10 protein-coding genes are annotated in these 11,630 nt (G+C 68.5%); 4 read left to right on the top strand and 6 right to left on the bottom strand.

Going from position 1 to position 11,630, the window contains the following annotated elements:
* The first annotated feature begins 289 nt into the window (after positions 1–289).
* From IT306_06595 to IT306_06580, 4 genes are all read left to right on the top strand, one after another.
* Positions 290–1,429, top strand: coding sequence for an amidohydrolase family protein (locus IT306_06595; protein ID MCC7368072.1), 1,140 nt, complete (start codon positions 290–292; stop codon positions 1,427–1,429).
* Positions 1,430–1,629: 200 nt separating this feature from the next.
* On the top strand, positions 1,630–2,715 hold the full coding sequence (locus tag IT306_06590) for an amidohydrolase (GenBank protein MCC7368071.1): 1,086 nt from the start codon (positions 1,630–1,632) through the stop codon (positions 2,713–2,715).
* Between the two features lie 296 nt (positions 2,716–3,011).
* Entirely contained in the window at positions 3,012–3,647 is a 636-nt protein-coding gene (locus IT306_06585) for a Rieske (2Fe-2S) protein (GenBank protein ID MCC7368070.1), read from the top strand.
* A 79-nt stretch (positions 3,648–3,726) separates the two neighbouring features.
* Positions 3,727–4,551, top strand: coding sequence for a glucose 1-dehydrogenase (locus tag IT306_06580; GenBank protein ID MCC7368069.1), 825 nt, complete (start codon positions 3,727–3,729; stop codon positions 4,549–4,551).
* Between the two features lie 148 nt (positions 4,552–4,699).
* Here the strand turns inward: IT306_06580 and IT306_06575 are convergent, their stop codons facing one another.
* From IT306_06575 to IT306_06550, 6 genes are all read right to left on the bottom strand, one after another.
* The gene (locus IT306_06575) at positions 4,700–5,683 is read right to left on the bottom strand and encodes a MaoC family dehydratase (GenBank protein ID MCC7368068.1); all 984 of its coding nucleotides are present in this window, start codon (positions 5,681–5,683) and stop codon (positions 4,700–4,702) included.
* Positions 5,684–6,136: 453 nt separating this feature from the next.
* On the bottom strand, positions 6,137–6,496 hold the full coding sequence (locus IT306_06570; protein MCC7368067.1) for a VOC family protein: 360 nt from the start codon (positions 6,494–6,496) through the stop codon (positions 6,137–6,139).
* Between the two features lie 92 nt (positions 6,497–6,588).
* Positions 6,589–7,539, bottom strand: coding sequence for a deoxyribonuclease IV (locus tag IT306_06565; protein MCC7368066.1), 951 nt, complete (start codon positions 7,537–7,539; stop codon positions 6,589–6,591).
* A gap of 232 nt (positions 7,540–7,771) precedes the next feature.
* Positions 7,772–8,740, bottom strand: coding sequence for a TIGR03560 family F420-dependent LLM class oxidoreductase (locus IT306_06560; GenBank protein MCC7368065.1), 969 nt, complete (start codon positions 8,738–8,740; stop codon positions 7,772–7,774).
* 132 nt (positions 8,741–8,872) lie between these two features.
* Complete coding sequence (locus tag IT306_06555; protein MCC7368064.1) at positions 8,873–10,087, bottom strand: cellulase family glycosylhydrolase; 1,215 nt, start codon at positions 10,085–10,087, stop codon at positions 8,873–8,875.
* Between the two features lie 190 nt (positions 10,088–10,277).
* Positions 10,278–11,474: a glycosyltransferase gene (locus IT306_06550; GenBank protein ID MCC7368063.1), complete on the bottom strand. Its 1,197-nt coding sequence runs from the start codon at positions 11,472–11,474 to the stop codon at positions 10,278–10,280.
* Positions 11,475–11,630: the final 156 nt, after the last annotated feature.

Below are 11,630 nucleotides of genomic sequence, written 5' to 3'. Positions count from 1 at the left end.
GGACTGAAGTCCCCGCCTACCGTCATGCCGTCGCTGCGCGACGGCCGTCGGGAACGGCCGGCACTGGTGCGACTGGAGCGTCGCGCAGCGACTGCAGGATCGTAGGCGGGGCTTTCAAGCCCCGACGACGCTGCACGACGACATCAACATGCAATCGCCCTGCATTGCCTCACGCGGCTCATGACCAAAACGCTTTTGCTCGGGTATCATGCTTCTGTGGGGAGGCATCGGCGCGTCCTCATGTGGGCTGGCTTCGCCGTACAATCACCCCGGTCAGGAGGATGCGCGCATGATCCAGACGGAGATCGACGGCGATCTCAGGGCGGCCACCGGCCAGTCCGTCATCGACGCAGCGGTCCACAACGACATCCCCAGCGTCCGCGCACTGTACGACTACCTGCCGCCCTACTGGGTCGAGCATCTCGAACAGACCCAGTTCAAGGGGCCAACCGAGACCTACTATCCCGCCAACTCGCCGATTGCCGCCCGCCCGAACAGCCGGCCGGCCCCCGAGGACGTGCCCGCCCCGCTGACGGGGCGCAGCCGCGCCGCTGCCGCCGCCGGGCCGCCGCCCGCCTCCACCGTGGGCGTCGTGCGGAACCAGATCCTCGGGGCTGGCGCCGAAGCGGCGATCCTCTGCGCGCCGTACCCGGTCGACAGCCTCAAGAATCCAGACGCGGCCGTCGCGTTTGCCACCGCCTTCAACGACTGGCAGATCAAGGAGTGGCTCGACAAGGAGCCGCGCCTGCGGGCCTCCATCGTGGTGCCGATCCAGGTGCCCGAGGCGGCCGTCCGCGAGATCGAGCGCGTCGCCGACCACCCTGGCTTCGTCCAGGTGGCCCTGCCCGTCCGCACGGCGCACCCGCTGGGCAACCGCATCTACCACGGCGTCTGGGAGGCCATCGCCCGCCACAACCTCGTGGCCGGCGTCCAGTTCGGCGGCGTCCCGGGCGTCCCGCCGACCCCCTCCGGCTGGCCGTCGTACTTCATCGAAGAGTACATCGACATGGCCGGCGTCTTCGCGACCCAGGTCACCAGCATCGTCTGCGAGGGCGTCTTCGACCGCTTCCCGAGCCTGCGGGTGGCCCTGATCGAGGCCGGCTTCACCTGGCTGGCCCCGCACATGTGGCGCTTCGACAAGGAGTGGAAGAACCTCCGGCGGCTGGTGCCGTGGGTCCGCCGTGCCCCCTCCGAGTACATCCGCGAACACATCCGCCTGACGGTTCAGCCGCTCGACGGACCGGACAACAGCCCGCGTCAGTTGCTGGAAGTCGTCGAGCAGCTTGGCTCGGACGACATGCTGATGTACGCCAGCCATTTTCCGCGCGTGCACGCCGCCGACCCCGAGACGACACTGATCCGGCATCTGCCAGACTCGCTGGCACGGAAGGTCCGCAGCGAGAACGCCCGCGCGCTGTACGGCCTGTAACGTGTACGGCCTGTAAGCTGAACGGCCGGTACGCTGGCCTGACGTCACCCGCGCTCACGGTCGGCTGGCCTCGCCCGCGCCAGCCGACCGCGTCACACCCCCTGGCGCAACGGGGCGTCAGGCACACAGTATCGAGGGCGATCCGCACGCACGAGGGCGACCTACCGTTCCAGGGCGGCCCGAGGGAGAGGTGGTATCCGATGGTTCAGACGCTTCCCCGCTCCGAGAATCGCTCCAAGACCCGGCCGGCGCTGATCGACGGCGACTTCCACAACGAGATGAACTCGATCAAGGATCTGTACCCGTATCTCTCGAAGGGGTGGCAGACCCACATCGAGACCCATGGCCTGCGCGGGCCGGCTGGCGGCACCTACCCGCGCTTCATGGATCACCGCGAGGACGCCCGGCCGCCGTCGGGCCGCGTCTCCGGCTCCGAGGTCGGCTGGTCCGCCAAGGACTACCTCGACCCGTACAACGTCGCCCATGCGATCACCATCCCGCTGACGCCGGCTGGCCGCCAGCTCAACTTCGAGCTGGATGCCGCGCTCGCCACGGCCGTCAACGACTGGCAGATCAACGAGTGGCTCAACCCCGAGCCGCGCCTGCGGGCGTCCATCGCCATCTCGATCGAGAACCCGGTGGCGGCCGTGGCCGAGATCGAGCGCGTCGCCCATGACAAGCGGTTCGTGCAGGTCCAGTTCATGGGCCGCACCCAGGAGCCAATGGGCCGCCGCAAGTACTGGCCGATCTACGAGGCGGCGGCGAAGCACGGGCTGCACCTCATGTCGCACGCCTTCGGCTCGTACGGCAACCCGATCACCGGAGCAGGCTGGGGCTCCTTCTACCTGGAGGATCACGTCAGCCCGGCCCAGGCGGCCCAGGCACAGGTCGCCAGCCTGATCCTCGAAGGCGTGTTCGACGCCTTCCCGACGCTCAAGTTTGTGTCCGTCGAGAACGGCTTCGGCTGGGTGCCCTCGCTGATGTGGCGGATGGACTCGGCCTGGTCGCTGCTCAAGAGCGAGGTTCCCCACATCAAGCGGAAGCCGTCCGAGTACTTCCCGGACCACCTCTATCTGACGACGCAGCCCGTCGAGGAGCCGCACAAGCCCCAGCAGTTCGTCGAGCTGATGGAGCACTTCGGGCCGATGGTGAACAACGTCCTGTTCGCCAGCGACTACCCGCACTGGGACTCGGACGATCCGGATTTCGCCCTCCCGACGATCCTGTCGGAGGAGATCCGGGCCAAGATTCACTTCGAGAACGGCCGACGGCTGTACGGCCTGTAGACGACGAGTCGGCGAGGCAAGCCGTATGTGGAACGCAGCGGCTCGCCTCACCACGCAGCACGAATCACCCCGCACCCGCTCCCAGCGTCACCCCCGCACACCCCCAGTGTCACCCCCGCACACCCCATGTCATCCTGAGCGCAGCGAAGGACCTCACCCGCTGACCGTCATGGTTGGGAGATCCTTCGCTCCGCTCAGGATGACGTCTCACACGATGCACGTCTTCAGGTTTCGGTGTACCTCACCTCCCCGAAACCTGAAACTCAGCACCCAGAACCCCCGCTCAGGATGATGCAATGAAGTTCGTGGTCGGCAAGTCGGAAGAGATCCCCCCTGGCAGCCGCAAGATCGTGCGGGTCGCCGGACGGTCGATTGGCGTGTTCAACGTGGGCGGCGAGTTCTTCGCCATCCGCAATCGATGCCCACACCAGGGCGCTCCGCTCTGCGAGGGCAAGCTCTGGGGTGCGCTCAAGTCCGACACGCCGGGCACCTTCGAGTACAACGAGACCAAGGACATCCTCGCCTGCATCCAGCACGGCTGGGAGTTCAGCGTTCGGACTGGCCAGTCCTGGTGCGATCCAAAGCGGCTGCGCGTGCGCTCCTACGTCGTCAACGTCGAGAAGCCCGAGGCAGTCACACCGGACGTGCCGGTTGCCACCCCGGACCGGGTCAAGAACCGGATGATCGTGACGGCCAACCCGACGCCGACCGAGGCCAACGAGCCGGGCACCCGCGCGGCGCACACCGACGGTCCAGATGCCGTCCTGCCAGCCGAGGATCCGGACGCCCCCGCGCCGGGCATGGTCAAGGGACCGTACGCCGTCGAGACGTTCCCGGTCAGCGTCGAGAGTGGCTACCTGTACCTCGTGGTGGACGTGGTTGACGTCACGTCGCTTGGCGGTCGTGGCTCCGCGCCGGCCCGAGCACGGTAGGCAGGAACCGCACCCCCGGGGCGCGAGTGTATCCTCTTCCCTGTGGCACACGTCATCACTATGAGACTGAGGGGCATGCATGGGGCTGCTTGAAGGCAAGGTCGCGCTGGTCACCGGGTCGGCCGGCGGCATCGGTCTGGGCATCGCGCGGCGCTTCGCCCGCGAGGGTGCGAAGCTCATCATCTGCGATATCGACGCCGACCGTTTGCCTGGCGCGGCCGGGCAGGTCGAAGAGGACGGCGGCGAGGTGATCGCCGTGCACTCCGACGTCAGCGTTGAGTCCGACGTGGAGAAGCTGTTCGCCCAGGCGGTTGACCGCTTCGGCACGCTGGACATCCTCGTCAACAACGCCCTGATGCCCGTGAACCTCGGCGAGCGCGGCCCGTTCCTGAAGATGCGCGCCGAAGGCTGGGACAGGTTCATGGCCGCCAACCTGGGGATGCTGTTCTACTGTTCCCACCGGGCGGCCAAAATCATGGCGAGGAAGCGGAACGGCAGCATCATCAACATCAGCACCAATGGCGCCGTCCGGCCGCACCGCAACTCGGTGGCCTACGACGCCATGAAGGGCGCTGTCGACTCGTTCACGCGGGCGACAGCCGTCGATCTCGCGCCCTGGGGCGTGCGGGTCAACTCGATCCAGCCCGGGCTGATCGCCACACGGCCCTTCCTGTCCCTCTCGGAGTTGGAGCAGGCCAGGCGCGCGACCGTCGTGCCGACCGGACGGGCCGGGACGCCCGCGGACATCGCCTGGGCGGCCACGTTCCTGGCGGCTGACGACGCCTCACACATCACGGGCATCAGCGTGCTGGTGGACGGCGGCCTGATCACCCAGGGGCGCGCGCCGCAGGCGGAGCTGTCGCCGGTGCCCAGCCCGGAGACCGTCCCCGACTCGGAGTTCTAACGGGCCAGATAGCCCCCCAACGTACCCCTCACCCCCAACCCCTCTCCCTCAAGGGGAGAGGGGAGATCGACGCCGTCTCGGCCGTCTCCCCGCTCCCGCGCACAGGCCCGGCGGCCCGACTGGGCTGGGCGGGTGAGGGCCTCCGCCTCTACCCCAGCGCCACCGTCGCGATGCCGATGCCGCAGAGCATCCCGTCCTGGTTCGTCACCGTGATCTCGCAATCGTGCTCGCCGTCGCGGCGGGCCGTCACCTTGCCGCTCAGCGTGATCTCGTAGCCGGCCCGGATCGGGCGGATGCCCTTGTACTCCAGGTGTGTGCCCGGGCGGATCATCGCGTCGGGGCCATACCCTTTCTCGATCACCTCGGCGCAGTACGCGAGCGTCGCCACGCCCATGTTGGCTGTGCCGCCGAAGATCGTGCGGCGTGCGAACTCCAGGTCCGTGTGGAGATTCGCGCCGATGCGCGGCCGGACCCGCGTCAGTTCGCCGTACTGGTCGATGGCCTCCTGGGACTCCAGCTTGACCACCGTTGGCAGCGCATCCTCAGCCGCCACGGGAGCCGGCGCAGCCGGGGCCGTGGCAGGTGCGACGGCGGCCTTCGGCGCAGCGTTCGGATCGCGCGGGGCTTGCCGCCAGATGATCGTGTAGGTGTACTGGTGGGTCGGCGCGCCCGTTGCGTCAACCGCCCGCACCCGCCAGGTGATGAACGTGTTGCCGCGCCGCTCGTACTTCTCCTCAAGCGAGATGAACGAGGTGATCGAATCGCCGGGGCGGACGGGCCGGACGGGGAACAGCTCGGCCTTGGCGTACGGCGTCTGGTACTCGGCCTTCTCCTCCGGCGAGGCGTAGCCCCGCGCGTGCATCACCTCGTTGCGGCGCAGCGGCGAGCACTTGAACGCGAAGCCGGCCGGCGCGACGATCCCGCCGAACGGCCCGGCCTTGGCCGCCGCCTCGTCCACGTAGATCGGGTTCTCGTTGCGGACGGCCCGGCAATAGTCGGCGATGCTCTGCTCGGTCACGGCGTAGGTGAACGGCGGCGCGGTGTCGCCGACCTGGGCAATATCCCAGTCGTAGGTCGGGAGCGACTTGATCTGCTCCTCGGTGAGTGTGCCAGCCTCAACGCTGATTACCATCGCGTACCTCGTCAGGTCAGTCTGCGGGCCAGCGGAATCCTGGAATGGCTAGATCGTTCCAGCGCACACTGCCCAACCGCCAGACGATACCACGATCCGCATCCGACGCGATGGCGTGTGTCGGCGGCCGGGCTGTCCTGTGCCTTGTGACTGCCTGCTTCAGCGCCGGCGCGGGCGCACTCCTGGCCGAGCGGACCACGGCGCGGCCGGGGATCAAGCCAAGCGAGACAGACTGTCAGCCTGAGCCTGCGAAGGATCTCACCCACAGAGCGTCAACTGTTGCGTCAGCGGGTGAGGTTCTTCGCTCCTCGCGCAAGCTCGATCCGCTCAGAATGACATAGTGGTACTCAGCGTCGCGTGACGGGCGTGGCGCGGTTGCCGCCTGAAAGCGTCATGGGTCGGGCCCGCGGCGCGGCCGCTTCGAAATTCGGACGACGGCGAGGGAGACGACGGTCAGTGCTCGCCTTCCTGGCCGACGCACAGCTCGTTGCCCTCGGGGTCTTGCAGGACGGTCCAGGTGATGCCGTACTCCGCCATCGTGTGGGTCTCCCCGCGCGTGGCCCCCAGCCCGACGAGCCGCGCGACCTCGGCCTCACGGTCGTCAGCTTCCACGTCCAGGTGAACCCGGTTCTTGGCCGTCCGCCCCTCCGGCACCTTGATGAACAGCAGATTCGGCCGCGTCCCCTCCGGGTGCGTCGCCTGCGCGAAGAACTCGTTGAACGTCTCGGCCTTGTAGCCCAGCGCGGCAGCCCAGAACTCGGCCACGCGACCCGGGTTCTCGCAGTCAAAGGTGACGTTGCCAAGCCTCAGCATCTGATTCCCTCCCTGGTCCGCTCGGAACGGTCAGCGCTCAGCGGCCAGCTTTCGACAGGCACAACCCGCACAGGCCGCCGATTGGTTGCGGGCTACGCTTCGGCAGGAGGCTCCGCCAGGGGCGGCAGCGGGAACGCTCGGCCTGCGAATCCGTGCAGCCGCTCCATGTTCGGGCGGTCCGGCCCTTCCTTGCCGTAGCCCGGCACCTCCAGGTAGAGCGGCGTCTCGCCGAGGGCCGGGTGCTGGACGAAGCGCGCCAGGGCCTCCGCGCCGATCTCGCCGTCACCCAGGTTCTCGTGGCGGTCCTTGTTCGAGCCGAACGGCGCTTTGGAGTCGTTCAGGTGGACGGCCCCGAGCCGGTCGAAGCCGATGTGCTGGTCGAAGGCGGCCATCGTCCGCTCAAGGTCGTCCGGCGTGCGGAGGTCGTAGCCGGCCGTGAAGATGTGCGCCGTGTCCAGGCACGCGCCCAGGTTCGCGGGCGCGCCGAGCGTCCGGATCATCTCGCCAAGCTCGTCGAACGTGCCGCCCATCGTCTCGCCGGCCCCGGCGCTCGTCTCGAACAGCAGCTTGACCGGTCCGCTGTACTGTTCGAGGATGCTGGCGAAGGTGGCGCAGGAGCGGGCCAATGCCTCGGGCTTAGGGCAGCCCTTGGCGCTCCCGAGGTGGGTCACCACGACGGACGCCCCCAGCGACTCGGCGGCCTTGAGCGTGGCGACCAGCGACGCGATCGTCTTGGTGCGGTGCTCGTCGGCCTCGGCACACGGATTGACAAGGTAGATGGCGTGGACGGCAATCGGGCCGAGGCCGGCGGACTGGCAGGCTGTCCGGAACGCCTCGGCGTCGGCGGGCTTGATGCTGGGCGGCCGCCACATCTGCGGCGAGCTTGCGAAGATCTGGACGCCCTCGCAGCCGATCTCGACGGCCTTGGCCGGGATGCCTTTCAGGCCCCCGCCGGAGACGTGCGCGCCAAGGCGCACGCGCGTCGAGGAAGCGGCGGATCGCACGGCGGTGGCTGCCGCGCCGTCAGTGGGCGAGATCGACATCGGATGCTGCTCCAGGGATGGCCCTGCGCCGCCAGACGGTCGGTCGGCGGCGCAGGAAGAACGGACGTTCGCCGCGGAGCGCCCACTGTACCACGGCCTGAAACGGCGCGGCGGGCATCCGAAGTACAGATGCCCGCCGTGATGAGTATGTGCAGTCGAAGCAGCATCGGGGTCGAGCGCCAGGGCCGAGTACGCCCCCGAAACCTGAAACCCAGCGCCCGAAACCTCGCGCCTACGTGATCTTCGGGGCCAGCTCGTTGGCGATGATGTCCAACTGGCCGTCGTCGTTCACGGGGATGATCTGGAAGTAGATCCGCTCCGCGCCGGCGGCCTTCAGTGCGTTGACCTTCTCGGCCACCTGATCGACCGTCCCGACCAGCCAGCCATCGCCGCTCATAGTGGCGATCCAGTCGTCCGCCGTGTCCTTCTGGTTGTTGTGGTCGAGTCGCAGCTGGACCTTGCGGCGCAGGTCGGCCTCGTCCACACCGATGACCGTCGGGCCGGCCATCGTCAACTTGATGGTGGACGGGTCCCGCCCGACGGCCTTGCAGGCCTCGAGGATGCGTTCCTTGCGGGTGTTGAAGGTGTTGAGGCCGCCGAACACGTTCCACTCGTCGGCGTACTGCGCGGCGAGGCGCGGGGTCCGCTTCGGTCCGCCGCCGCCGATGATGATGGGCGGGTGTGGGCGCTGGGCCGGCTTCGGGTAGCCGGGCGCATCCTTGATGCTGAACAGCCGGCCTTCGTAAGAGTGGCCGACGCCGTCCGACCAGAGCCGTGTGCAGATCTCCAGCGAGTCTTCGAGCAGGTCGAGGCGGCCCTTGGCGTCCGGGAAGGGCAGGCCGTAGGCAACGTGCTCCTTCTGGAACCAGCCGCCGCCCATGCCGACCTCGATCCGTCCGCCGCTCATCTGGTCGATGGTGGCGACCAGCTTGGCGAACTCGCCGGGGTAGCGGAAGGTCATCGGGCTGACCATCGTGCCGAGGCGCAGGCGCCTGGTGTCCCGCGCGAGGCCGGCCAGCACCGCCCAGGCATCCGACGAGTCGGAGGTCAGCGGCACGTTCATCGGGTGGTAGTGGTCGGAGCGGAAGAAGCCGCCGAACCCGAGCGCCTCGGCGCGCTGCGCCAGGCTGAGCATCTCCTCGTAGGTGCCGCCCTCCTGGGGCTCGAGCATCACGAAAAAGCTGGACCGAGCGTCCGCCATGCTGTGATCTCCCTCTCGTCTCGTCTGGTGTCCCGCGCGGTAGTATCGCAGACGGGCACATGGGCGTCAGCGGGGATGACCCCTCCCCCGACCCCTCCCCGATGCGGAGAGGAGCGTTCTGGCCCTGGGCTGTCAGCGGGGGCCGGCGTAGGCTTTGATCGCGTCGTAGACGGGGTACGGGCGGAAGTCCGGCGAGACCATCCGGAAAAAGTACCAGGGCTGGCCTTCCCACGGCTCCGGCAGCTTGAAGAACCAGACGGCCATGACGCCCATCCACGGCCATTCCTGGCGGGCACGCTCGAAGGCGCGGACGGTGTACTTCGCCTGCAACGGCTCGCTGACGCTGCCGTAGGGGGCCGGGCCATCGTAGCCGGCGGGCGGGGCGTTCCAGCCCATCTCGGTGGCCCAGATCGGGCGGGCGGCGTCGCCGTTCTTGACCATCAGCTCGCGGACCACCAGCGTGCGCGAGAAGTTGACATCGCCGCTGGTCAGGCGAAGATCGTCCGGGCCGCTGCGGAGGCCGTACGCCTGGACGGCCAGCACGTCGAACGCGCCGCGTGCGCCATCGTCGTACATCTGCTGGAGGAAGAGCAATTCGTTGAGGGCGCGGTCGCTCTCCTCGATGGTCGGGGCCATCGCCGCCGAGAGCACGATGGCGTCAGGATCGGCCTCCTTGATACGGGCGTAGGCGATTCTCAGCAGACGGGTGTACTCGGCAGGATCGGGCGGCTGCTGGCCCCACTCGATGGCGAGGTTCGGCTCGTTCCAGATCTGGTAGGCGCGGATCTTCCCCTTGTACCGCGAGGCCAGCGTGTAGAGGAAGTCGCCGTAATCCTCGAAGCGGTCAGGCGGCGCCTGGTGCCACTCCTGGCCCGGCTCGCGGCTGGGGCGGGACCATTCGGGCGAGGTGTCCACCCGCGCGATGACCTCGATGCCGTATTCGTGCGCCAGGTCGACGACGTTGTCGTAGTTGGCCCAGGCGTCCTTGTTCCACTTCCGGTCCCAGTAGTCGCCCTTCGCGTCGCGCTCGATATCTTTCCAGGGGATCTGCTGCCGAATCCAGCCGATGCCGGCCGCGCGCAGCATGGTGAGGCTGCGGTGGCGGTCGTCGATGCTCACTTCCTGGTCGAGAAAGACGTTTGCGCCGATCCTGTTCGGCACCTGGGGGCTGACGGCGACCGTGTCGGCGGTGTCAACGCGCCGAGCCGTCAGCCGCGAGTAGGCCGCCACGATTCGGTGCTTCGTCTCCAGGTCGAGCCGATCCCAGAGCGGCTGGCGGAAGACGGCCAGCAGTCCGGCCAGGGTCAGCACGGCGACGAGGGCGAGGATGAGGGGACGGCGGGTCATAGATGGGGACTCGTGACGCGGCAGAGCGGTCGGGGGTTGAAACCCCCGCCTACCCTACACCGTCGCTCTGCGACGGACGAAAGGGATGACCGGCAAGCACCAAGACAGAAGCGTCGCGGAGCGACAGCAGGATGGTAGGCGGGGGTTTCAACCCCCGACGAGGCTCGCGGCGCGCCCGGCAGGAACGTCTTCACGCCAGCTCGCGGTAGGTGGCGAGCAGCCGGGCGGCGACAGCCTGCCAGTCGTAGCGCTCGCGGACGAGGCGGTCAGCCGCCGTGGTGAGCTGCTCGCGCAGGGCCACATCCCCAAGCAGCCGCACCATCGCCGAGGCCAGCCCAGCGGGCGTATCACCCGAGAGATAGTGTGTCCCCTCCACGGCGTCGATGCCTTCCATACCCATCGAGGTGGAGGCCAACGGCAGGCCAGCCGCCATCGCTTCCAGCGCCTTGAAGCGGGTGCCCCCGCCGCCACGCACGGGCAGCACGTAGACCGTCGCACGGCCCCAGTACGGATCGATGCTCTCGACGGACCCGGTGACGGCGATGCGCGAGTCCTGCTGGCCGCGCGCCACGAGGTCCGGGGAGGGGCCGCGCCCGACGATCAACGCACGCGTCTCGGGGGCTTCGCGCCAGACCAGCGGCATGATGCTGTCCAGCAGCCAGCGGACCGCATCGGCGTTCGGACGGTAGTCGAGCGTGCCGGTAAAGAGGACGGCCGGCTGGGCCGGCCAGCCCGTCCGCCGCGGGTAGCGTGACGGATCGATGGCGTTCGGGACCACCCGGTACTCGCCGCGCGGCTCCAACTGACCGAGGGAGACGGCATCATCCTCGGAGACGGTGAGCGTCCGATCCGCCATCCGGCAGGCCGTCGCCTCGAAGCGGGCGAGCTTGCGCACCTGGAGCAGCGAGTACAGCGCCTTGGGCAGCCGGGCGGGATGGGTGCGGTCCACCAGGTAGGCCCGTTGCTGGAGCAGGTACTCGACGTTGTGCTCGGAGAAGACGCGTCGCGCGCCCCGCGCCAGCGGCAGGTAGCGGGCCATCTCAATGCCCTCGATCTGCACGATGTCGTAGCGCTCCTGGGCGAGCATCGTCCGCAGCGTTTCGGCGAAGCCGTCGGACCAGCGACGGTACGCCATGTCCGGCAGCGGCGCGGTGAGCGTCCGAACCAATCGACGGTAGGCCGGGTGCGGCGGCACCGGCCGCAGCTCCACCCGCCGGCAAATGGACTGCAAGACTTCCAGATGCTCCACGCGCAGCGGCCGGTCCGAGAAGCTGAGCAGATGGACGTCGTGCTCGCGGGCCGCCGACTGCAACAGGCGGAAGTTCCGGAGGCTGGTGCCGGCGTCCAGCGGGTAGGGGACACGTGGCGTCAGGAAAAGCACCTTCACGGAGAACGGGGATACCAGGGGGGCGGGCCGGCATGCAAGCTCAGGTTCGAGGTTCGGGCGTGGGAACGGTCAGGTGAAGCCGTGCAACCTCTTGCTGTCATGCTGGGCGCAGCGAAGCACCTCACCCGCTGACGTGCATGGTGGCGGTCAGCAGGC

The organism is Chloroflexota bacterium (genome assembly GCA_020850535.1).
Taxonomy (GTDB): domain Bacteria; phylum Chloroflexota; class UBA6077; order UBA6077; family JACCZL01; genus JADZEM01.
The sequence above is the reverse complement of the archived record's forward strand: the minus strand, read 5'-3'. Positions and strand labels throughout refer to the sequence as shown.